A 20,860-nucleotide genomic window follows, 5' to 3' on the forward strand; every position below is an offset into this window, starting at 1 on the left:
ATCAGGCGCGAACGACCGACTTCCGGGCGACCTCGCCCGCCGTCTGCGGAGCAGCGGCAATCCAATTCAGTACTCGGACTCGTACAGCGCGGCCAGGGTCGCGTGCAGCTCGGTCGAGTCGGGGAGCGTCTTGCCGTCCAGGGTGTGGACGCGGGTGACCTTGCGGACGCTCGACACCAGGAACACGCCATCGGCCGGGTACAGCTCGTCCACCTCGACCGGTCGCACCTCGACGGTCCAGCCCTCGCGCTCGGCGGCGCGGAACAGCGCGGCCTGCGTGGTGCCCGGCAGGATGCCCAGCTCGGCGGGCGGCGTGACCAGGGTCCGACCGCGGGCCATGATCAGCGTCGACGTGGGGCCCTCCAGCACCGAGCCGGACGACGTGGTGAACACGACCTCGGCCGCACCGCGGCGCTCGGCCTCGCGCAGAGCCGCCATGTTCACCGCGTACGACAGCGACTTGGCGCCCAGCAGCAGCCACGGCGCGCGGTCCACCAGGCCCGGCTCGACGCCCCGGTCCAGGGTGACCGCGGCGATGCCCTCGGCCCGCTGCGCCAGCACCTTGGCCGAGATGTCCATGCCCAGGGCGAAGCCGGTGGGCGTGCCGTCACCGCCCTCGACGCCGCGCGTGTAGACGAGCTTGAGCGCGACCTCGGCGCCGCCCGTCCAGTTGTCCAGCACGAGGTCGACGGCGCGCTCGAACGCGGAGCGGTCGGGCTCCGGCAGGTCGAGCATGGCCGCCGAGCGGGCCAACCGGTCCAGGTGCGGACCGAGTTCCCGGGGCTTGCCGTCGACGACGAGGATCGTCTCGAAGACGCCGTCGCCGCGCATCAGGCCCAGGTCGTCGACCCGGATCAGCGGGGCGTCGGGGTCGGCCAGTGTTCCGTCCAGCAGTGCCAGCACGCGCATACCGTGAGCCTACTCACGGCCTACCATCGCAATCGTGGACACTGCCGGCGCACCGAAAGCCCTGCGCAAGACGCTGCACGAACGCGGCATGCGGATGACGCCCCAGCGCCAGCTCGTGCTGGACGCGGTGCGCGAGCTGGGCCACGCCACGCCGGAGCAGATCTGCCAGCGCGTCCAGGTCACCGCGCCGACCGTGAACATCACCACCGTCTACCGCACCCTCGACCTGCTCGACCGGCTCGGCCTCGTCCGGCACACCCACCTGGGGCACGGCGCACCCAACTACTCGGTCGACGCGCACGAGCACGTGCACCTCGTGTGCCACCGGTGCGGCAGGGTGGACGAGGTGCCGTGCGAGCTGCTCTCCCCCCTGGGGGGAACACTGAGGGACGGGTACGGGTTCGAACTTGATGCGAGCCACCTCGCGCTGTCGGGCACGTGCCGCGAGTGCCTGAGCCGGAGCGCCCCGAAGGAGTCCGAGTGAATTCACCGCTGTTGACCGCTCCCGGTGCGGTCGCCCCGTTCGAGGGCGCACCCGACCAGGGCGTGCCGTGGCACTTCGGCGACCCGTTCGCCGAGCAGCGCTCGGCGGCGCGGTCGGTCGCGGTGTTCGACCGGTCGCACCGGGCCGTGATCGCGGTCCCGGGCGACGACCGGTTGACCTGGTTGCACTCGCTGACCAGCCAGCACTTCACCGCGCTCGGTGAGGGACAGGGCACCGAGGCGCTGATCCTGGACGTCCAGGGCCGGGTCGAGCACCACGTGGTCGTCGCGAACGTCGGCGGTGTCGCCTACCTCGACACGGAGGCGTCGCGGGCGGCCGAGCTGCTGGCGTACCTGACCAAGATGGTGTTCTGGTCGAAGGTGGAGCCGCGGGACGCGACGGCCGAGCTGGCCGTGCTGACCGTCGTCGGCCCCGAGGTCGCCGGGCTGTTCGCCAAGCTGGAGCTGCCGCTGCCCGCCGGCCCGCACGGCGTCGTCGCGGTCGGGGGCGGTTTCGCCCGCCGCATGACCTGGCCGGGTCACGACGCGGTCGACCTGGTCGTCCCGCGCGGCGAGCTGGCCGGCTGGTGGGGCAGGCTCACCGACGCGGGCGCCCGCCCGGCCGGCAGCTGGGCGTTCGAGGCGCTGCGGGTCGAGTCGCTGCACGCCCGCCTGGGCGTGGACACCGACGAGAAGACCATCCCGCACGAGGTGAACTGGATCGGCGGCGCCGTCCACCTCGACAAGGGCTGCTACCGGGGCCAGGAGACGGTCTCGAAGGTCCACAACGTCGGCCGCCCGCCGCGCCGGATGCTGCTGCTGCACCTGGACGGGTCACGCGAGGTCCAGCCGGAGACCGGCGACCCGGTGCTGGTCGACGACCGCGTGGTCGGCCGGGTCGGCAGCGTGGCGCTGCACCACGAGCTGGGCACGATCGTGCTGGCGCTGGTCAAGCGGTCGGTCCCGCCGGAGACGGAGCTGCTGGTCGGCGCGGAGGACCGCCGGGTCCAGGCGAGCGTCGACCCGGACTCCGTGCCGCCGGACACCCCGGGCCTCGGCCGCGAGGCGGCGCGCAACCTCGGCCGCTGATCATCCGGACCGGAAAACCGACGACCGCCCCTGCCTGCGGTTCCGGGTCCACCGGGTGGCGTCGAGGCGCTGGTCCGAACGGGTTCTGTGCCAGGATCACGGCATGTCCCGACCCGGATCCCACGGCACGCTGCTCACGGTCGCCCCCACCGGGGCCGAGCACGCGAAGGCCGACGTCCCCAACCTGCCGGTCACGCTGGAGGAGCTGGTCGTCACCGCCCGGTCGTGCGAGCAGGTCGGCGCCGCGATGGTCCACGTGCACATCCGCGGCGCGGACACCAGGCCGACGTTGGACCTCGGGCTGCTCAAGGAGACCGTCGCCGCCCTGCGGGAGCACACGGACCTCGTCGTCCAGCTGTCCACCGGTGGCGCGGTGACCGACCCGGAGGCCGACCGGCTGCGGGTGCTCGACGCCCTGCCCGACTCGGCGTCCTGCACCATGGGCACGGTGAACTTCGGCGACGACGTCTTCCTGAACAGGTGGGAGTTCGTCGTCGCCCTGCACAAGGGGATGCAGGAGCGGGGCATCGTCCCGGAGTACGAGATCTTCGACATCGGCCAGCTGGCGTCGCTGCGGCGGCTGCTGGACCAGCACGGGCTGCCCGCGGGTGGCAAGGTGCACGTCGACCTGGTGATGGGCGTGCCGGGCGGCATGCCGGGCGACGCGGAGACGCTGGTGGCGGCGTTGCGGCTGCTGCCGGAGGGCGCGTCGTTCTCCGCGACGGGCATCGGGCGGACCACCCTGCCGGTGATGCTGACGGCGTTGGCCGCTGGCGGTCACCTGCGGGTGGGCATGGAGGACACCATTTCGTACGCGAAGGGCCAACCGGTCCGGGACAACGCGCAACTCATCGCACGGGCGGCGGGGTTGGCGAAGATCGCCCAACGGCCGCCGCTGTCGCCGGCGGAGGCACGTGCGCTCCTGGGTGTGCGCAGTCCGGTACAGGTTTGAGACAACTTTGGAAGCAGGTTTGTGTTGGCGGGTGGACACGAACTACCTCAGGATGAGTACGTGATCGAGGTGCGTCCCGGCGGGCGCCGCCGTATCGACCGGGTGCTCGCCCCCGACTACGCGGAGGGGGTCGAGCGGCTCCCGCTCGCCGAGGTGCGCGCGCTGCGCGACGAAGCGGCGCAGGAGGAGACGGACCTGTCGTACCTGCGGCGACTGCTGCACGCGCGGATCGACATCGTGCGGGCCGAGCAGGAGCGGCGGACGTCCGGCGGTTCGGCGGTGGTGGACCAGCTGGCGACCATCCTGGCGTCGAACGCGGTGGGGCCGGCGACCGGCCTCGGGCGGTACCAGACGCAGGAGCCTTCGCGGGCCGAGGCGCACCGGCGGCACGTCGAGGCCCTGGTCTCCGACGTCGACCTCTCGGACGTCAGCGCGCTCACCGACGACAAGCTCGACCTGGCGCTGCGGGTGTTCATCAGCGAGGAGGCCTCGGTGTCGTCACGGCGGCGCGAGGTGCAGGCCGTGGTGGACCACCTCAACGCCGAGATCGCCGGGCGGTACCAGAGCGGCAGCGCGTCGGTGGACGAGCTGCTGGCCGCCGAGCGCGGTTGGCCGACCAACCCGGGTCGCACCAAGGAGTAGGGCTCCCAGCATCCGGGAAAGCTCTCCCGATATCTGGACGGCCCGCCTAACGTGGCCGGTTGATGGCACACCAACGATCAGCCGCGCCCGGGTACCGGTGGGTGGTGCTCGCGGTCGGCGCGGTCGCGCAGGGCACCAACGCCGCGGTGTTCCTCGGCCTGCCCGCGATCACCCCGCAGCTGCGCGCGCACTTCGGGCTGTCGTTGCCGCAGGTCGGGCTGCTCCTCGGGGCGGTCAACCTGGGCACCATGCTCACCCTCGTGCTGTGGGGTGCGGCGGCGGACCGGCACGGCGAGCGGCTGGTCATGGCCGTCGGCGGGTTCGGCGCGGCCGGGTGCCTGGCACTGGCCGCGTTCGACGGGCCGGTGGTGGCCGGGTTGGCGCTGGTGGGCGTCGGGTTGTTCGGCGCGAGCGTGAACGCCGCCAGCGGCCGCGCGGTGATGACCTGGTTCCCCGTGGAGCGCCGCGGGTTCGCCATGGGCCTGCGGCAGACCGCCACCCCGCTCGGCGCGGCGCTGGCCGCCGCGGTCCTGCCGGTGGTCGCGGTGCGGGCCGGGGTGCCGGTGGCGTTCCTGGCGCTGGCGGGCTTCACCGCGTTCGTCGCGGTCGCGGTGGCGCTGTGGGTCCGGGAGCCGCCGTGGGCGGTGCGGTCCGGCGGGGGGCGGCACGGGGTCGTGCTCTCCGACCCGGCCCTGATCCGGCTGAGCACGGCCAGCGGCCTGCTGGTCGTCCCCCAGTTCACCGCCGCCGCGCTCATGGTGGAACTGCTGCACGACCACCGCGGCGTGGCCGTGGGCCTGGCCGCCGGGCTGTTCGCCGCCGCCCAGGTCAGCGGCGGTATCGGCAGGCTGGTCGTCGGCGTGTGGTCGGACCGTTCACCCACCCGGGTGGGACCGCTGAAGGTGCTGAGCGTGCTGATCGCGGTCGGGTTCGCGCTCTGCGCCGTCCTCGACCAGGCGCCCGTCTGGCTGCTGGCCGCGGTGCTCATCCCCACGGCCGCGCTGGCGCTGTGCTGGAACGGCGTGGCGATCACGGCCGCCGGCGAGCTGGCGCCCCCGGGCCGGACCGGCATCGCGCTCGGGATGCAGAACTCCGCCAACTACCTCAGCGCCACCGTCACGCCGCCGCTGGCCGGCTGGGTGGCGACGGCCGCCGGGTGGCCGGCCGCCCTCCTGGTGGCCGCGGCGGCCGCCGTGGCCGCCCGCGTGCTGCTAGCCGTGCCGCTCGCGGCGCGCGAGCTCTCCCCAGAACTCCCGTAGCCGCTCGTACCGGAGGGCGACCTCCTCGGCGTCGCCGGTCTCCAGCGCGTCCACGATCGCGTTCACGTCCGCCGCCGAGCTGTCTTCCAGCAGGTCGTCGTCCTCGATGAGCTGCACCAGGCCGCCGTAGTCCAGCTCGACGGCCGAGTCCGGCGCGAAGTGGTCGAGCCAGCGACCGGTGTCCGCGAGCACCTTGGCCGGACCGCCCTCGCCCAGCGAGCCGGACACCACGCGGTGCGCCCGCGCCACCCGCTCGCGGGCGTCCGACATGGACACCCGCCACGACACCTGGCGCTCCGGGTCGTCCCTCGGGGCGAGCACCACCCGCCGCGCCTCCGGCTCGACCAGGGCGAACCACGGCAGCGGCACCGTCCAGGTGGTCGAGATGACGTGCACCGCCCCGGCGGTCAGCTCGGCCATCACCGCGGACGCCCGCGACCGGATCTCCTCCGGCTCGACCGCCACGGCCTCGTCCCGCAGGGGGCCGGTGGACGTGGCCAGGAAGCCGACCAGCGCGGCGGCCGACCGGGCCCGCAGGTCGAGGGGGCAGACGAGGGGACCGGGACCGACCTCCCCCGGCACCTCGGCGGGGCTGATGGTCATCACGTCGAACGGCGCGTCGGGTGCGACGCTGCCGTCCGACCGCTCACCGGGCAGGAGGCGACGCGGCCGGGCCAGCTGTGATCGCAACCACAGCTCCCGTTCGCGCACGCCGACGTCCGCACGGCTCAGGGCCCCGTTCTCCAGGGCTTTTCGCACCTGATCGGCCAACGGTGCGTCAAGAGCCGACAGCGGTTCGTACACCCTGAGGTAGGCGACGAACGGTCGAGGCACCCGCGCATCCTCCCACGGTGAGATTTGGCGGTACGTGTCACGCCTACCGCGTCGCGGGGAACCCCTTCGACACGGTACGGTAGTTACCAGGAACTAGTTGTCGAGACGAGTGGGGCCGCCGTTCCCCCGGCCGCCCCCGTCCCTGTGCGAGGGGGTCGAGCCATGGGGCGCGGCCGAGCTAAGGCCAAGCAGACCAAGGTGGCGCGGGAGCTCAAGTACAGCTCTCACAACATCGACGTCGACGCCTTGCAACGCGAGCTGTCCGGCGGCGAGTCCGCAGGTGTTCGACGAAGCGAAGAACGCTTCGACGACCCGTCGGACGACGAATACGACGACTACCGTCGCTGACACAACACCACACCCGCTGCTGAGGTTGGGCTGCCGGTCTTACGAACCGGCAGCCCGACCTTTGCAGCGGGCCCCTAGAACGCCCTGGCGTACTGCCTCGGCGGGTCGACCTGCACCCCCAACTGCGCTGCCGCGTGCAGCGGCCAGTACGGGTCGCGCAGGGACTCCCGGCCGAGCAGCACCAGGTCGGCCGAGCCATCGGCGAGGACCTGCTCGGCCTGCCGGGCGTCGGTGATCATGCCGACGGCCCCGGTGGGCACGTCGGCCTTCCGCCGCACGGTCTCGGCGAACGGCACCTGGTAGCCGGGGCCGGTCGGGATGTCCGCCGCGGGCGTGTTGCCGCCGGTGGACACGTCGACCAGGTCGGCACCCAGGGCCGCGAGGTCGCGCGCCAGTTCGACGCTGTCCTCCGCGGTCCAGCCGCCCTCGACCCAGTCGGTGGCGGAGATGCGCACGAACACCGGCACGTCCTCGCCCACGGCTTCCCGGACGGCGGCGGTGACCTCGCGCGTGAGCCGGGTGCGGTTGCGCGGCGAGCCGCCGTAGGCGTCGGTGCGGTGGTTGCTGAGCGGCGACAGGAACTCGTGCAGGAGGTAGCCGTGCGCCGCGTGCACCTCGACCACCCGGAAGCCGGCCGCCACCGCGCGGCGGGCCGCCGCGGCGAAGTCCTCGACCACCCGCGCGATTCCCTCGGCGTCCAGCTCCACCGGCGTCCGGTAGTCCGCCTGGAACGGTTCGGCGCCGGGCGCGACGGGCGTCCACCCGCCGTCGGCGTCGGCCACCCCACCCCGTCGCGAGGCGAACGGCGAGTAGGTCGAGGCCTTGCGGCCGGCGTGGGCGAGCTGCACGCCGGCGACGGCGCCGTGGGCGTGGATGAAGTCCACGACCGGCCGCCACGAGGCGATGTGCGCGTCGTCCCACAGGCCGGTGTCCTCGGGCGAGATGCGGCCGACCGCCTGGACCGCGGTCGCCTCGGTGAGCACGAGGCCGGCCCCGCCGACCGCGCGCGAGCCGAGGTGCACGAGGTGCCACTCGTTCGGGTGACCGTCCTCCGCCGAGTACTGGCACATGGGGCTGACCGCGATCCGGTTCGGCAGCGTGACGGTGCGGATGGTCAGCGGGCTGAACAGCTGGCTCACGAGCGGGTCCTCCGGAGCGTTCCGATTTTGGCAACGACGGCGTCGTGGCACGCCACCTCGTCCAAGTTCACCGGATCGGCCCTTGTTCCCCGGTGTGGTGGCCGTCCCACCTCGCGGAGCTGCGGAATTCCATTCGATTCGGTATTGCGCGTGCATTCGCACGTGATCTTCAATGGGGGGTCGCGGGCAAAACGCCGAACAAGAGGACGCCAGTTACGCCCATTCGGGTGTACTGTCCGCAGCACGTTCGGGGAGACCATCACTTGCCGCCCGACGCAGGTCGGCCTCTGGAAGTTCCCGCCGGTCACGACAGTAACAGGATCCACATGCTGCCCATGCCGACCACGATGACACAGGATCCAGGGTGGCCCAGCAACAGCCTCCTGGGTCGCCTCCGAGACAACACCCGACAAGAACTGTTGAACATCGGCACGGTCGTGCGGTACACGGCCGACCGCGAGGTCATCGAGCAAGACGCGAAAGACACTCACGTCCTTTTGCTGCTCGACGGCGTCGTCAAGGTGCAGACCACGGACGAGACGGGCGACACGGCGCTGCTGGCGATCCGGGTCGCGGGCGACCTGGTGGGCGAGATGGCCGCGCTGGACCAGAAGCCCCGGTCGGCCACCGTCGTCACGTGCGGCGACGTGGTCGCGAAGCTGATCACCAGCGGTGAGCTGATGAGCTTCCTGCACCGGCGCAACGACGTGTTCGTGGAATTGATCGGGATGATCAACGACCGGCTCCGCTGGGCGAACCAGCGCCGACGGGATTTCCTGTCCCACCCGGCCGCCGAACGGGTGGCGCGGGTGCTGGCCGAATTGGTGCAGACCTACGGGCGCGAAGAGGCGCACGGGTGGACGCTCGGAATTCCGCTGACGAAGGTGGAACTCGCCTCGATCGCCGGCATGAAGCCCAGAACGGCCGAGAAGGCGTTCTCCGATCTGCGAAAGGCGGGGGTGGTCGTCAGTCACCTGAGGCGCGACGTGCTGGTGCCGGATCTGGCCGGACTGCGTAAATTCGCGGGCTTCTGACGCGAGACCGCATTTCTGCGGTATTCGCGCCGATGCAGTAGTCCACAGTGACTCTGCGCAGTCGTTTGCCCGCAGTGCGTCAGCACCCGTCGAAAGGCCGTACCCATGAGCTTCCAGCGCGGTCTGCTGGTCTGTTGTGACCTGAAGAGCTACGGGTCGGCCGACGACCTGCTCCAACGCGAGTTGCAGGAGCTGCTGGTGCGCAGCCTGGACCGGGCCGGTGAAGCCGCCGGCCTGGACCGCTCGACGTGGAGCCGGCAGGCCAAGGGCGACGAGGAGTGGGCCGTGCTGCCGGCCACGGCGGCGGAGGGCGACGTCGTGGACCGGTACGTGCGGGCGCTGGACGCCGAGCTGGCCGCGACCAACCGGTACCGGGTGCCGCAGGCCAAGCTGAGGATGCGGATGGCGATCCACTTCGGCACCACCGTCGAGGGCGCCAACGGCTACCCCGGCCAGGACGCGGTGCTGGTCAGCAGGCTGCTCAACAGCGAGCCGGCGCACGCGGCGCTGGAGCAGACCGAAGCCGACCTGGTCGTCGTGCTGTCCGAGACGCTGTTCACCTCGCTGGTCGCGGCCGGGTTCACCACGCTGCGGCCCGAGCAGTTCCGGCACGTGGACGTGCGGGTGAAGGACTTCCGCGGCCACGGGTGGATGTGGCTGCCGAGCGGGGACGTGCACGCCTTGGCCCTGGACGCCGCGACCGCCGACACGCCCGGGGCCGCCGCGCCGGAGGTCGCGCTCGGGGCCGACGCCGTCTCGCCGGTCGTCACGTCCGCGCCGACGTCGGTGAACCAGCACGCGGTCGCCACCGGCGGGTCGACGGTGGTCCAGGCGGGCCGCGACGCGCACGTGCCGACGCAGAAGGCCGACGTGATCCAGCACTTCGACCGCAACGACCAGCGGGGTTCGCACTTCGGCCCGGTCTACCGCAGGGACTCCGACGAAAGGGCGTGACGTGCGCGAGGAACCGCTGAGACTCCTCGCCGGCGCGGCTGCCGGCGCGCTGGCGACGGTCGTGGACACCGAGCAGTGGCCCGACCTGAGGACGAGGGTGGCCGCGGTCCTCGCGCCCGACCTGGTCGACGTGGTGAGCGCCCGGATGGACGAGGCGCGGCTGCGGCTCGTCGCCGTGCCGAGGGTGCGGTTGGAGCTGGCGCGCGCCGAGTTCACCACCGAGTGGCGCGGCTCGATCCACACCATGCTGTGGGAACGCCCCGAGGCCGCAGGCCCCCTGCGCGCGGTGCTGCACGAGGTCGGCCCCGCCCTGCCGCGGGTGGCCGGTGACTTCGGCCCGGCCGACGCCGCGCGGACTTGACGTCCCCGGAGCCGGCCGGTCAGAGATAGCGGAGTTGTTTCGCCTTGCCGCTCAGCACCTCGTCGTGGGCGGCGGTGATCTCCGGTCGGTGCGCCACTTCCGGCACGCCGACCTCCCACCACGCGCCCGCGTCGGTCCACGCGGACGGGTGGGTGCGGATCACGACCACCGCCGGGCGGTGTCCGGTCCGCGCGACTTCCCGGGCACGGCGGTAGGCGTCGCGCAGGCCCGCCAGGTCGTCCACCGGGAACGCCGCGCAGCCCATCGCCGCGGCGTGGGCGGCGAAGTCCGTGCGCGGCGGGTGGGCGTGGGTCGTGCGCACGTCGTCGTAGAGGTTGTTGAACCCCGCGCCGCCCTGACCGGTCTGCAGGCGGTGGATCACGGCGTACCCGTCGTTGTCGCAGACCACGGCCACGAAACCGTGCCCGGCGAACGCCGCCGAGAACAGCTCCGAGTTCAGCATCAGGTAGGAACCGTCACCCACGAGGGTGGTCACCACGCCGTCGGGCCGGGCGATGGCCGCGCCCCACGCGCCGGCCAGCTCGTAGCCCATGCAGGAGAACCCGTACTCCACGTCCATGGTCGCCTCACCGAGCGCGCGCCAGCCGCCGATCAGCTCGCCGGGCAGGCCGCCGGACGCCGTCATCACGTAGTCCTCCGGCGTGGACAGCTCGTTGACCACGCCCACGACCTGCGCGTACGTCGGGGTGCCGCCGGGTGCGCGCAGGCCGTCGACGTGCGCGTCCCACTTCGACCGCTCCTCGCCCGCCCGCGCGGCCCAGGCCGGGTCGGCCCGCCACGCGCCGAGCCCGTCGGTGAGCTCGCGCAGGCCTTCGTCGGCGTCGGCCACCACCGACAGCGCGCCGTGCTTCACGGCGTCGAACCGGGCGGCGTTGAGGGAGACGATCCGGACGTCCGGTGCGAACACCGTCCAGGACGCGGTGGTGAAGTCCTGGAGGCGGGTGCCGACGGCGAGCACCACGTCGGCTTCGGCGGCCAGGGCGTTGGCCGAGGTGGAGCCGGTGATGCCGAGCGGGCCGGCGTGCAGCGGGTGGTCGTGCGGGACGAGGGTGCGACCGGCGGTCGTCTCGACGACCGGGACGGCGTGCTGCTCCGCGAAGCGGATCGCCCGGCCGGCGGCGCGGGAGTAGCGGACGCCGCCGCCGAGGACCAGCAGCGGCCTGCGGGCGTCGCGGAGGACGGCGGTGGCCTCGGTGAGGGCGCGGGTGTCCGGGCGGGGGCGGGACGGCCGGTGCAGGACCGGCGCGAACAGGGCGTCCGGGAAGTCTGCCGACTCGGCCTGCACGTCCTGCGGCAGGGCGAGCACCACCGGGCCGCAGTCGGCCGGGTCGGTGAGCACGCGCGCCACCTGCGGCAGGGTGTTGAGCAGCTGCTCGGGCCGGGTGATGCGGTCGAAGTAGCGGCTGACCGCGCGGAACGCGTCGTTGACCGTGGTCGTCGGGTCGCCGAAGTGCTCGACCTGCTGGAGCACCGGGTCCGGCGCGCGGCTGGTGAACGTGTCGCCGGGCAGCAGGAGCAGCGGCAGGCGGTTGGCGTGGGCGACGCCGGCGGCGGTGACCATGTTCAGCGCGCCCGGCCCGATGGAGGACGTGGCGACGCCGACCTGGCGGCGGTGGGTGGCCTTGCCGATGCCGACCGCGGCCAGCGCCATGCCCTGCTCATTGTGGCCGCGCCAGACCGGCAGCTCCGCGCGTGCTTCTTCGAGGGCGTTGCCGAGGGCGAGGACGTTGCCGTGGCCGAAGATCGCGAACACGCCCGGGAACAGCGGGGCGTGCGTGCCGTCGGCCAGTTCGGTGCGCTGGGCCAGGACCCAGCGGACCAGCGCCTGCGCGGTGGTGAGCCTCATCCGACCCTCCCTTCGGCGCTGGTGACGGGGCAGCGGGGGTCTCGCGCCTGGTCGGCCCAGGTGTCCCGGACCCAGCCGTGCGCCGGGTCGTCGCAGAACGCCGTGGACCGCCGGTCGCCGGTGCCGGGTCCGGCCAGGACGTTCAGGTAGTACATGGGGTAGCCGGGCGCGGCGACGCACGGGCCGTGGTAGCCGCGGGGGATGAGGAAGACGTCGCCGTCCCGGACCACCACGTGCTCGTCGTCGGCCTCGTCGTCGCCGTGGGTGTGGTCGGTGTAGGTGCGGTGGAAGCCGAAACCCTCACGCGATGGGGTGATCTTGTCGCGGCCGGCGATGCGGAAGTAGTAGATCTCCTCGTTGACGACGTCGCAGGTGTGGTCGTGCTTGTGCGGCGGGTAGGACGACCAGTTGCCGTCCGGGGTGATCAGCTCGCAGGCGATGAGCCGGTCGGCGTGGTCCCACACGCCCGGCACGCCGAAGTTGGTGACCTGGCGGGTGGCCGTGCCCGCGCCCCTGACCTCGACCGGGACGTCCTCGGCCGGGCCGTACCTGGGGGTCAGCCTGCGGTCGCAGCGGGCCGTCGGGAGGGCGACCTCGACGCCGTCCTTCGTGGACAGGGTGACTTCGGCGTCTCGCGGGAGGTAGGCGAAGTCCGTGACGCGGGTGAAGACCGAGTCGCGTCCCCGCAGCTCGAACCGCTCCCCGTCCACCTCGACCACGCACCCGCCGGAGAGCGGGAGCACGAACGCTTCGCAGTCGCCGGTGCCGAACGTGGTCACACCACCGGGGTGCAGCAACAAGACCCGCAACCCGGCGTAGTCCCATCCGGCGGTGCCGGCGGTGAGTTCGACGGCGTTCTCGCCGTCCGACAGCGTGCCCAGCGGTCGGTGCAAGCTCATCCCGCGACTCCCCTCCGGTTTTCTCCCCGCGCCGTGCGCAACACCCGTGCGGCGGCGTCAACCGCCGCGGCGACGTCGCCGTCCGGCGGGTAGAGCAGGGCGCGTCCCACGACCAACCCGCGCACGGTCGGGTGACGCAGCGACCGTCCCCACGACTCCAGGTCGTCACCCAAGCGGGCGGACGGCACGCCACCGAGCACGAGCGCCGGCAACGTCGTCGCGTCCAGCACCTCGTCGGGTGACGGCGGCAGCTTGAGCCAGGTGAACGCCGACGTCACCCCCAACCCGGCGGCGACGCTCCCGGCCCGCGCCAGCGCGGCGGCGTCCCGCTGCAGGACGAGCTTCCCCGCCGCGTCCCGCGCGTAGGGCAGCGGCTCGACCATCGCCATCAGGCCGCGCTCGGCCAACGCGGACACCGCCGCGGCGCAGCCCTCCAGCGTGGGCGCGGTGCCGGGGTCGGAGTCGACCAGGCGCAACAGCATCTTCCCGCCGTCCAACCCGCTGCCGGCGATCGACGTGGGGTCGTAGGCGGTGAACCGGTCGTCGATCTCCCAATCCGCCCCGGCGAGGCCGCCGCGGTTCATGGAGCCGATGACGACCCGGCCGTCCAGCCCGTCGAGCAGCAGCAACTCCTCGATCACGTCCGGCGTGCCGAGCACCCCGTCCACCGCGGGGTTGGCCAGCGCGGTGAGCAGGCGGTCCAGCAGCGAGCGGCGGTCGGCCATGGCCAGCGGGTCGCCGCCGACGCCGAGCGCGCCGCGGGCCGGGTGGTCGGCCGCGACGAGGAACAGCGTGCCCTGGTCGGACAGCAGCTGCGTCCGGCGGCAACGGGCCTGGTAGGCGCGGCGGATGGCGGCCGGGTCGGTCGCCCTGGTGTCCAGCAGCCGCGACCACTGCTCATCGGTGATCACCCGGCACCTCCCGCCAGGCCCGCGAGGCGTCCCCGGGTGGGGCGATGGGGGTTCACAGGTGGGCCTCGATCTCGGCCGGGGTCGGCATGGCGTCGGCGCACGCCAGGCGGCCCGCCACCAGGGCCCCGGCCACGTTGGCGTAACGGGCGGTCTGCTCGGGTTCCCAGCCCGAGAGCAGGCCGTGGGCCAGTGCGCCGCCGAACGCGTCCCCCGCGCCGAGGCCGCACACGACGTCGACCGGGTGGGGCGGGACGGTCCACGAGCCCTCCGCCGTGGCGAGCAGCACGCCCTCGCCGCCCTTCTTCACCACGGCCAGCGCGACGCCCCGGTCGAGCAGTCGCGCGGCGGCCTCGTCGGGATCGGACGTGCCGACCGCGACGTCGACCTCCTCCCGGTTGCCGACGGCGACCGTGACGTGGTCGAGCATCCAACCGATCTCGCGCCGTGCCGTCTCCCGGTCGGGCCAGAACATCGGCCGGTGGTCCAGGTCGAGGACGGTGTGGGTGCGGTGGGCCCGGTGGCGCAGGATCTGCCGCTGGGTTTCCCGGGCGGGCGAGGCGGAGACACCCGTTCCGGTGACCCACAGCAGTGGCACGGAGGCCACGAGATCCCACGGCACGTCCTCCTCCTCCAGCGCCAGGTCCGGTGCCAGGGGGGCGCGGTAGAACAGCAGGGGTGGGTCCTCGGGCGGGTCCAGGGCGCAGAAGACCACGGGGGTCTGGAGGCCGGGGGCGGTGCCGACGTGGGCCGACGACACGCCGAAGGACTCCAGCGCGGAGCGGACGTAGGGGCCGAAGCCGTCCGGTCCGACCTTGGTCAGCACCGCCGAGGAGCGGCCGAGGCGTGCCGCCGCCACGGCCACGTTCGTCGCCGTCCCGCCGAGCGACTTGGCGAACGTGCGCACCTCCGCCAGCGGCACGCCGCTCTGCTCGGGGTAGAGGTCCACCCCGACCCGGCCGACGGTGAGCACCTCGACGGTCATCCGTCGACACCCCGCAGTTCGTGCGCCAACGCCTCCAGCTCCGCGCCGCCCGCCATCTGCCTGGTCAGCTCGTCCAGGCCGATCTCCGACTTCTCGTACGTGCCGAGCGCGCGCCCGCGCTTGAGCAGCAGGAACCGGTCACCGACGGGGTAGGCGTGGTGCGGGTTGTGGGTGATCAGCACGACCCCGAGCCCGCGGTCGCGCGCGCGGGCCACGTACTTCAGCACCACTCCGGCCTGCTTGACGCCGAGCGCGGCCGTCGGTTCGTCCAGGATCAGCACCTTCGCCCCGAAGTGGACGGCCCGCGCGATCGCGACGGACTGCCGTTCACCGCCGGACAGCGTCCCCACCGGTTGTTCGACGTCCCGCAGGTCGATGCCCATCTCGGCCAACGCCGTCCGCGTCACCTCGCGGGCCCGCCGCCGGTCGAGGAACCGGAACGGCCCGATGCCGGTGGTCGGCTCGGAGCCGAGGAAGAAGTTCCGCCACACGCTCATCAGCGGCACGACGGCCAGGTCCTGGTAGACGGTCGCGATGCCGCGGTCGAGGGCTTCGCGGGGCGAGGTGAACCGGACTGGGGCGCCGTCGACGAGGTACTCGCCGGAGTCGTGCCGGTGCACGCCCGCCAGCACCTTGATCAGCGTGGACTTGCCCGCGCCGTTGTCACCGAGCACGCAGGTCACCTCGCCCGCGTTGACGGCGGTCGAGACGTCGCGCAGCGCGATGACGCTGCCGTAGGTCTTGCCGATCCCCCGCACCTCCAGGAGTGGAGTCATCGCCGCACCCTCTCCGCCCGTCGTCGCAGGGCGTTGTTGACCAGCACGGCGGCCAGCAGCATCACGCCGAGGAACAGCTGGAACCAGTCGGAGTTCCAGTTGGCGTAGACGATGCCCTGCCGCGCCATGCCGAAGATGAGCGCGCCGATCGCCGCGCCGACGGCGGAGCCGAAGCCGCCGGTCAGCAGGCACCCGCCGATCACCGCGGCGATGATGAACTGGAACTCCAGCCCGATGCCCTGGTTGGCCTGGACGCTGGTGAACCGCAGGATGTTGATGGAACCGACGAGCCACGCCGCGCCGGCCGTGGTCATGAACAGCAGCACCTTGGTGCGCACCACGGGCACGCCGACGGCGCGGGACGACTGCGCCGACCCGCCGACCGCGAAGATCCAGTTGCCGAACCGGGTGCGCAGCAGCACGACCGCCGCGAGGGCGGTGGCGACGACCCACCACAGGATCGAGACGTAGAACGCCGTGCCGCCGACGGTGAACGTCGAGGCGAACAGGAACCCGGCGGAGGGGTAACCGTCGGTCGACCTCATGCCGGACACCTGCACGGTGCCGGTCACCAGCCGCGTCACGCCGAGGTTGAGGCCCTGCAGGGCGAGGAACGTGCCGAGCGTGACGATGAAGCTGGGCAGTCCGGTGCGCATCACCAGCCACCCGTTCAGCGCGCCGACGGCCAGCGCGAACACCAGCGACACGAGCAGCGCGAGCCACACGTTCCAGCCGAGGCGGGTGGCGAGGACGGCCGTCACCAGCGCGGTGGACGCGGTCATCACACCGGCGGACAGGTCGAACTCGCCGCCGATCATGAGCAGCGCGACCGCGACGGCCATGATGCCGAGCGTGGACGCGTCGTCCAGCCAGGTCGCCACGCCGCCGGTGCTGAGGAACCGCTCGGTCACCACCGAGAAGAACGCGAAGACCAGCACGGCGCCGAGCAGCGCGCCGATCTCGGGTCGGACCACCAACCGGTCGAGCAGCCGCGCCGAGCCGACGCGTTCGTCGGGCGGAGGGGCCGGAGGAGCGGAGAGCGCCGGGGGTTGGGGGGTCACGGGCGTCATCCTCAGCGGGTGCCGCGCTCGGCGTACTCGGCCACCTTGTCCACGTTGGACTTGTCGACGAAGCCCGGTCCAGTGAGCACCGGCTTGCCGCCGCCGACGGTGTTGGCGTTGTCGCGGTAGAGCTTGAGCATGACGACCGGCAGGTAGCCCTGCTCGTACTGCTGCTGGTCGACGGCGAACAGCACGTCGCCGGCCTTGATCGCGGCGGTGACGTCGGCGTTGAGGTCGAACGTGGCGACGCCGGCCTTCGAGGACGCGCCCTTGACCGCGTTCACGGACGACACCGCGACCTGCGGGTTCAGCGCGAGGACGGCGTCGACCGAGGGGTCGGTCTGCAACGCGCCCTTGATCCGCGACTCCACGTCGGTGGGGTTGTTGATGTCGACCTGGAGGTTGGTGACGGTGCCGCCGAAGCCGGTGCGCGCACCGTCGCAGCGCTGGTTGAGGCCGACGTTGCCGGCCTCGTGGATGACGCACAGCAGCTTGGTCCTGCCCGCCTCCTTGAGCTTGCGCCCGGCTTGCTCGCCCGCGACGCTCTCCTCCTGGCCGACGTGCGCCAGCGCGCCGAAGGTCGCGCTCTTGTCGGAGCCGGAGTTGATGGTGATGACGGGGATGCCCGCCTTCACCGCGTTCTCGATCGAGGTCCGCAGCGCGTCCGGGTTGGCCATCGACACGACGATGCCGCCGACCTTCTGCGACACGGCGTTGTCGATCAGGGTGGACTGCCGGCCGGGGTCGCCGTCGGAGTTGTAGTCGACCGTGACGCCGAGCTGCTTGCCCGCGTCGGTGGCCCCGTTCTTCACCACGTTCCAGAAGGCGTCGCCCGACGTGCCGTGGGTGACGACGGCGACGCGCAGGTCACCGGTCGGCGCTTCGGCGGCGCCGGGCGTCGTGCTCGCGGTGTTCTCCGCGCCGGGGCCGCTGCACGCGGCCAGCAGGGCCAGTCCGGTCAGGGCAAGGCCTGCACGCAGGGCCTTCCGGGTGGACGTCATCGTCTCTCCTCGCTCAGGGGGATCAGGCGGTGGACCGGGTGAGGTGCGCGAGGCTGCGGCCGGTGTCCCGCACCGGGGTGTCGAGCGGGCTGTCGGCGGCGAGCGCGGTGTCCTGCTCCAGGACGTACCAACCGGTGTAGCCGGCGTCGCGGAGGAGCGCCACCAGGGCGGTCACGTCCACGTCGCCGTCCCCGAGCGGCACGTACATCCGCTGCTGCACGGCGGCCGTGTAGCCGAGGTCGCCGTCGCGCACGGTGGCCGCGATGTCGGCGCGGACGTCCTTGAGGTGGACGTGGCCGATGCGGTGGGGGTGGCGGCGGGCCAGGTCGACCGGGTCGGTGCCGCCGATGAGGAGGTGGCCGGTGTCCAGGCAGAGGTCCAGGTCGGAGTCCGTGAGGAACCGCTCGACCTCGGCGGTGCGCTCGACGTGCGTGCCCACGTGGGGGTGCAGGGCGGTGCGCAGGCCGTGGTCGGCGGCGCGGTCGCGGACCAGCGCGGCGGTGTCGACGAGGGTGCGCCACTCGTCGTCGGTGAGCGCCGGGCGCTCGTCGTAGCCGTCCAGGCCGGTGGCGGCGGCGAGCACGAGGACTTCCGCGCCCGCGGCGGCGAGCAGCGCGGCGACCCGGTCGGCTTCGTCCACTGTGGACTGCGCGCCGGTGTGCAGCGGGACGGCGAGGAAACCGCCGACCAGCGCGAGGCCGTGCTCGTCCAGCAGGGCCCGCAACGCCCGCGGGTCGGCGGGCAGGTAGTCGGGCGGACCGAGTTCGGTGGCCCGAAGCCCGAGCGAGGCCATCTCGGCCAGGACGGTCCGGGGATCGAGGACGGCGCCCCAGCCGGGCACCTCGCAGACACCCCACGAGATCGGTGCACCGGCGATCTTCACGCGACGACCTCCGTGGTCGGTTTCCCCGCCTCGGCGCGGATGCGGACCGGGGCGCCCGAGCGCCGCGACCGCTCGCACGCCTCCGCGAGCCGAAGGCTGATCAGACTCTCCCGCGCGGGCGACGGGTTCGCCACCGTGCCGGCCACGACCTGCGTGAACACGCCCACCTCGGCCAGGTAGGCGCGGTGGAAGCGCTCCGGGAAGCCGGGGTAGGCGTCGGCGGCGACCTTCGGCCCGTCGGGTTCCAGCGACGTCAGCGGCGTGCGCGGGTCGAGGCCGGCGGCCAGCGAGTCCCGGCTGCCCAGCACCTCGATGCGGTGGTCGTAGCCGAGCGGGTCGTGCCTGCCGCCGGCCAGGGTGGCGTGCGCGCCGCCCGCGAACTTCAGCAGCACCACCGCGTTGTCCACGTCGTCGGCGTCCGCGAACGCCCGGTCCACCAGCACCGAGCCCGACGCGTACACCTCCACCACCGGCTCACCGACCAGCCACGGCACCGCGTCGAGGTCGTGGATCAGCAGGTCGCGGAAGAGGCCGCCGGACTGCGGCAGGTAGGAGAAGTCCGGCGGCCGGGCGTCGTTGCCCAGCGCCCGGACCAGGTAGACGTCGCCCACGTCGCCCGCCCGGACGCGTCGGTGGAGCTCGGACACGGCCGGGTCGAACCGGCGCTGGAAGCCGACCAGCACCTCCACCCCGGACGCCTCCACGTCCTCGACCAGCGCGCGCATCTCGTCGAGGTGGGCGGCGATCGGCTTCTCGCACAGCGTCGGCACGCCCGCCGCGATGGCGGTGCGCAGCAGCTCGGGGTGCGTGGTCGTGGGGGTGGCCAGCAGGACGCCGTCACTGGCCGTGAGCAACGCGTCGAGGTCGTCCACGCTCCTGGTGCCGGGCAGGGCGGCCGACGCCCGCGCCGCGCGGCCGGGCACGGGGTCGAACAGCAGCACCTCGTCCACTTCGTCCAGGGTGGCCAGGTTGGTGGCGTGCATGGTGCCGATCCGGCCGACCCCGGCAACTCCGATGCGCATCCCGCTGGTCTCCGTCCTGGTAGAGGCGATCTCGCGTTAGAGCGCTCTATTCGTTGGAGCGCTCCAATGCTGTAACGTCCGTCACACGGGTGTCAAGGGTGCGGGTCGCGCTCGTGAGGAGATACCGGTGGCCAGACCCACGATGGAGGACGTCGCGGCACGCGCCGGCGTGTCCCGCGCGCTGGTGTCGCTGGTGATGCGGGGATCACCGAAGGTGAGCGACCAGCGGCGTGCCGCGGTGCTCAAGGCGGCCGACGAACTGGGGTACTCGCCGCACGCCATGGCGCGGTCGTTGGCCAGCCGCACGTCCCACGTGCTCGGCGTGATGGTGTCGGACCTGCACAACGCGTTCTTCGCGGAGGTCGTGGACGGGCTGGACGCGGTGGCGACCGGGCAGGGCTTCGACCTGATCCTCAACACCGGCGGGCGCAGCCCGGCGCGGGAGCGGCGGGCGTTGCGGAGCCTGCTGTCGTTCCGGCCGGCGGGCCTGGCGCTGCTGTCACCGGTCGTGCCCGCCGCGGACATCGGCCGGGCGGCGGACCAGGCGCCCGTGGTGCTGGTGGCGCGGTCGTCCCGGCTGGCCTCGGTGGACACCGTGAACGACGACGGCGAGCGCGGCATCGCGTTGGCGGTGGACCACCTGGTGTCGTTGGGGCACCGGCGGATCGCGCACCTCGACGGCGGCGGCGGTTCGCGGGCCGCGCCGCGGCGACGCGGGTACCTGGCCGCGATGGCGGCCCACGGGCTCGCGCCGCGGGTGGTGGCCAGCGAGTACACCGACGTGGCCGGCGCGCGGGCCGTGCGGGGGCTGTTCGGTGACCTGCCCACCGCGATCGTCTCGTGCAACGACTTCAACGCCGTCGGCGCGATCTCCGCGTTGGAGGAGGCCGGGTTCCGGGTGCCGCGGGACGTCTCCGTGGTCGGGTACGACAACACGTCGCTGGCCGCCCTGCGGCACGTCTCGCTGACCACGGTCGACCAGCCGCGCAACGAGTTCGGCAGGCTCGCCGCCGAGGCCCTGCTGCAACGGGTGCGCGGCGAGCGGACGGACCCGGTGCGCCACCTGCTGCACCCGTCGCTGGTCGTCCGCTCGACCACCGCCCCGCCGGGACGACGCGCGGTCAGGCCAACTTGAGGCCGACCACGCCGACGACGATCAGCGCCAGGCACGCCAGCCGCAGCGGTGACGCGCTCTCACCCGAGACGATGATGCCCAGCAGCACCACGCCCACGGCGCCCAGCCCCACCCACACCGCGTAGGCGGTGCCGACGGGCAGGTCCCGCATCGCGATGGTGAGCAGGACGAAGCTGGCCACCGCCCCCACGATCCCGATGGTGGTCGGCCACGGACGGGTGAACCCCTCCGAGCGCCCCAACGCCGTGGCCCACACGACCTCCAACAACGCCGCGCCGATCAACAACACCCAGGCCATTGCGCCCCCATTAACCGGAAT

The 20,860-nt window shown here is 72.9% G+C and carries 23 protein-coding genes; 10 read left to right on the top strand and 13 right to left on the bottom strand.

Annotated elements, in window-relative coordinates; translation table 11 throughout:
- Positions 1–66: 66 nt before the first annotated feature.
- A complete protein-coding gene (locus AB0G02_RS00480; RefSeq protein ID WP_360787056.1) occupies positions 67–909 on the bottom strand; it encodes an aminodeoxychorismate lyase in 843 nt (280 codons plus the stop codon).
- Between the two features lie 88 nt (positions 910–997).
- Between AB0G02_RS00480 and AB0G02_RS00485 the strand changes: the two genes are divergently transcribed.
- From AB0G02_RS00485 to AB0G02_RS00505, 5 genes are all read left to right on the top strand, one after another.
- A complete protein-coding gene (locus AB0G02_RS00485) occupies positions 998–1,393 on the top strand; it encodes a transcriptional repressor (protein ID WP_360787239.1) in 396 nt (131 codons plus the stop codon).
- A complete protein-coding gene (locus tag AB0G02_RS00490) occupies positions 1,390–2,481 on the top strand; it encodes a glycine cleavage T C-terminal barrel domain-containing protein (RefSeq protein ID WP_360787059.1) in 1,092 nt (363 codons plus the stop codon). Before AB0G02_RS00485 ends, AB0G02_RS00490 begins: the two co-directional genes overlap by 4 nt.
- A 103-nt stretch (positions 2,482–2,584) precedes the next feature.
- Entirely contained in the window at positions 2,585–3,433 is an 849-nt protein-coding gene (locus AB0G02_RS00495) for a 3-keto-5-aminohexanoate cleavage protein (protein ID WP_360787062.1), read from the top strand.
- A 60-nt stretch (positions 3,434–3,493) separates the two neighbouring features.
- A complete protein-coding gene (locus AB0G02_RS00500) occupies positions 3,494–4,075 on the top strand; it encodes an aerial mycelium formation protein (protein WP_360787065.1) in 582 nt (193 codons plus the stop codon).
- A gap of 62 nt (positions 4,076–4,137) precedes the next feature.
- The gene (locus tag AB0G02_RS00505) at positions 4,138–5,334 is read left to right on the top strand and encodes an MFS transporter (RefSeq protein ID WP_360787068.1); all 1,197 of its coding nucleotides are present in this window, start codon (positions 4,138–4,140) and stop codon (positions 5,332–5,334) included.
- Here the strand turns inward: AB0G02_RS00505 and AB0G02_RS00510 are convergent.
- Positions 5,287–6,168, bottom strand: a complete 882-nt coding sequence (locus tag AB0G02_RS00510; RefSeq protein ID WP_360787070.1) for a hypothetical protein — start codon at positions 6,166–6,168, stop codon at positions 5,287–5,289. The two genes, AB0G02_RS00505 and AB0G02_RS00510, sit on opposite strands and share 48 nt — an antisense overlap.
- A 162-nt stretch (positions 6,169–6,330) precedes the next feature.
- On the opposite strand from AB0G02_RS00510, the gene AB0G02_RS00515 reads away from it, so the two are divergent.
- Positions 6,331–6,516 carry a DUF3073 domain-containing protein gene (locus AB0G02_RS00515; protein WP_123745067.1) on the top strand — a complete coding sequence of 62 codons (186 nt, stop codon included), beginning with the start codon at positions 6,331–6,333 and terminating at the stop codon, positions 6,514–6,516.
- A gap of 74 nt (positions 6,517–6,590) precedes the next feature.
- Here AB0G02_RS00515 and AB0G02_RS00520 read toward each other — a convergent pair whose 3' ends face one another.
- Positions 6,591–7,655 (bottom strand): NADH:flavin oxidoreductase/NADH oxidase, encoded by a 1,065-nt coding sequence (locus AB0G02_RS00520; protein ID WP_360787074.1) that lies wholly within the window; start codon positions 7,653–7,655, stop codon positions 6,591–6,593.
- Positions 7,656–8,074: 419 nt separating this feature from the next.
- Between AB0G02_RS00520 and AB0G02_RS00525 the strand changes: the two genes are divergently transcribed.
- From AB0G02_RS00525 to AB0G02_RS00535, 3 genes are all read left to right on the top strand, one after another.
- Positions 8,075–8,689, top strand: a complete 615-nt coding sequence (locus AB0G02_RS00525) for a Crp/Fnr family transcriptional regulator (RefSeq protein ID WP_231647952.1) — start codon at positions 8,075–8,077, stop codon at positions 8,687–8,689.
- 105 nt (positions 8,690–8,794) lie between these two features.
- Positions 8,795–9,643, top strand: coding sequence for a hypothetical protein (locus AB0G02_RS00530; RefSeq protein ID WP_360787078.1), 849 nt, complete (start codon positions 8,795–8,797; stop codon positions 9,641–9,643).
- A 1-nt stretch (position 9,644) separates the two neighbouring features.
- Positions 9,645–10,004, top strand: a complete 360-nt coding sequence (locus AB0G02_RS00535) for a hypothetical protein (RefSeq protein WP_360787081.1) — start codon at positions 9,645–9,647, stop codon at positions 10,002–10,004.
- A 19-nt stretch (positions 10,005–10,023) separates the two neighbouring features.
- On the opposite strand, the gene iolD is transcribed toward AB0G02_RS00535, so the two are convergent.
- Genes iolD through AB0G02_RS00580 form a run of 9 tightly spaced genes read right to left on the bottom strand, consistent with a single transcriptional unit; the run spans position 10,024 to position 19,436 of the window.
- Complete coding sequence (iolD, locus tag AB0G02_RS00540) at positions 10,024–11,871, bottom strand: 3D-(3,5/4)-trihydroxycyclohexane-1,2-dione acylhydrolase (decyclizing) (protein WP_360787084.1); 1,848 nt, start codon at positions 11,869–11,871, stop codon at positions 10,024–10,026.
- Positions 11,868–12,770 carry a 5-deoxy-glucuronate isomerase gene (gene iolB, locus AB0G02_RS00545; RefSeq protein WP_360787087.1) on the bottom strand — a complete coding sequence of 301 codons (903 nt, stop codon included), beginning with the start codon at positions 12,768–12,770 and terminating at the stop codon, positions 11,868–11,870. Before iolB ends, iolD begins: the two co-directional genes overlap by 4 nt.
- The gene (locus tag AB0G02_RS00550) at positions 12,767–13,681 is read right to left on the bottom strand and encodes an aldolase (RefSeq protein ID WP_360787090.1); all 915 of its coding nucleotides are present in this window, start codon (positions 13,679–13,681) and stop codon (positions 12,767–12,769) included. The genes iolB and AB0G02_RS00550 overlap by 4 nt, the downstream gene beginning before the upstream one ends.
- Before the next feature lie 52 nt (positions 13,682–13,733).
- On the bottom strand, positions 13,734–14,663 hold the full coding sequence (gene iolC / locus AB0G02_RS00555) for a 5-dehydro-2-deoxygluconokinase (RefSeq protein ID WP_360787093.1): 930 nt from the start codon (positions 14,661–14,663) through the stop codon (positions 13,734–13,736).
- Positions 14,660–15,439: an ATP-binding cassette domain-containing protein gene (locus AB0G02_RS00560; RefSeq protein ID WP_360787096.1), complete on the bottom strand. Its 780-nt coding sequence runs from the start codon at positions 15,437–15,439 to the stop codon at positions 14,660–14,662. The genes iolC and AB0G02_RS00560 overlap by 4 nt, the downstream gene beginning before the upstream one ends.
- Positions 15,436–16,509, bottom strand: a complete 1,074-nt coding sequence (locus tag AB0G02_RS00565) for an ABC transporter permease (RefSeq protein ID WP_360787099.1) — start codon at positions 16,507–16,509, stop codon at positions 15,436–15,438. Before AB0G02_RS00565 ends, AB0G02_RS00560 begins: the two co-directional genes overlap by 4 nt.
- Before the next feature lie 2 nt (positions 16,510–16,511).
- Entirely contained in the window at positions 16,512–17,501 is a 990-nt protein-coding gene (locus AB0G02_RS00570; protein ID WP_360787102.1) for a sugar ABC transporter substrate-binding protein, read from the bottom strand.
- 22 nt (positions 17,502–17,523) lie between these two features.
- Positions 17,524–18,378, bottom strand: a complete 855-nt coding sequence (locus tag AB0G02_RS00575) for a TIM barrel protein (protein WP_360787242.1) — start codon at positions 18,376–18,378, stop codon at positions 17,524–17,526.
- 2 nt (positions 18,379–18,380) lie between these two features.
- On the bottom strand, positions 18,381–19,436 hold the full coding sequence (locus tag AB0G02_RS00580) for a Gfo/Idh/MocA family oxidoreductase (RefSeq protein ID WP_360787245.1): 1,056 nt from the start codon (positions 19,434–19,436) through the stop codon (positions 18,381–18,383).
- A gap of 97 nt (positions 19,437–19,533) precedes the next feature.
- Between AB0G02_RS00580 and AB0G02_RS00585 the strand changes: the two genes are divergently transcribed.
- Positions 19,534–20,541, top strand: a complete 1,008-nt coding sequence (locus AB0G02_RS00585; RefSeq protein ID WP_360787105.1) for a LacI family DNA-binding transcriptional regulator — start codon at positions 19,534–19,536, stop codon at positions 20,539–20,541.
- On the opposite strand, the gene AB0G02_RS00590 is transcribed toward AB0G02_RS00585, so the two are convergent.
- Positions 20,528–20,839 carry a multidrug efflux SMR transporter gene (locus AB0G02_RS00590; protein ID WP_360787107.1) on the bottom strand — a complete coding sequence of 104 codons (312 nt, stop codon included), beginning with the start codon at positions 20,837–20,839 and terminating at the stop codon, positions 20,528–20,530. The two genes, AB0G02_RS00585 and AB0G02_RS00590, sit on opposite strands and share 14 nt — an antisense overlap.
- Positions 20,840–20,860 lie beyond the last annotated feature (21 nt).

Origin of the sequence: Actinosynnema sp. NPDC023658, from assembly GCF_040639995.1 — a bacterium.
Classification (GTDB): Bacteria; Actinomycetota; Actinomycetes; order Mycobacteriales; family Pseudonocardiaceae; genus Actinosynnema.

Coding starts and splice junctions, on each gene's coding strand:
- AB0G02_RS00480 (WP_360787056.1), bottom strand. CDS start 909: ATGCGCGTGCTGGCACTGCTGGACGGAACACTGGCCGACCCCGACGCC.
- AB0G02_RS00485 (WP_360787239.1), top strand. CDS start 998: ATGCGGATGACGCCCCAGCGCCAGCTCGTGCTGGACGCGGTGCGCGAG.
- AB0G02_RS00495 (WP_360787062.1), top strand. CDS start 2,585: ATGTCCCGACCCGGATCCCACGGCACGCTGCTCACGGTCGCCCCCACC.
- AB0G02_RS00505 (WP_360787068.1), top strand. CDS start 4,138: ATGGCACACCAACGATCAGCCGCGCCCGGGTACCGGTGGGTGGTGCTC.
- AB0G02_RS00515 (WP_123745067.1), top strand. CDS start 6,331: ATGGGGCGCGGCCGAGCTAAGGCCAAGCAGACCAAGGTGGCGCGGGAG.
- AB0G02_RS00530 (WP_360787078.1), top strand. CDS start 8,795: ATGAGCTTCCAGCGCGGTCTGCTGGTCTGTTGTGACCTGAAGAGCTAC.
- iolD (WP_360787084.1), bottom strand. CDS start 11,871: ATGAGGCTCACCACCGCGCAGGCGCTGGTCCGCTGGGTCCTGGCCCAG.
- iolB (WP_360787087.1), bottom strand. CDS start 12,770: ATGAGCTTGCACCGACCGCTGGGCACGCTGTCGGACGGCGAGAACGCC.
- iolC (WP_360787093.1), bottom strand. CDS start 14,663: ATGACCGTCGAGGTGCTCACCGTCGGCCGGGTCGGGGTGGACCTCTAC.
- AB0G02_RS00560 (WP_360787096.1), bottom strand. CDS start 15,439: ATGACTCCACTCCTGGAGGTGCGGGGGATCGGCAAGACCTACGGCAGC.
- AB0G02_RS00565 (WP_360787099.1), bottom strand. CDS start 16,509: ATGACGCCCGTGACCCCCCAACCCCCGGCGCTCTCCGCTCCTCCGGCC.
- AB0G02_RS00570 (WP_360787102.1), bottom strand. CDS start 17,501: ATGACGTCCACCCGGAAGGCCCTGCGTGCAGGCCTTGCCCTGACCGGA.
- AB0G02_RS00590 (WP_360787107.1), bottom strand. CDS start 20,839: ATGGCCTGGGTGTTGTTGATCGGCGCGGCGTTGTTGGAGGTCGTGTGG.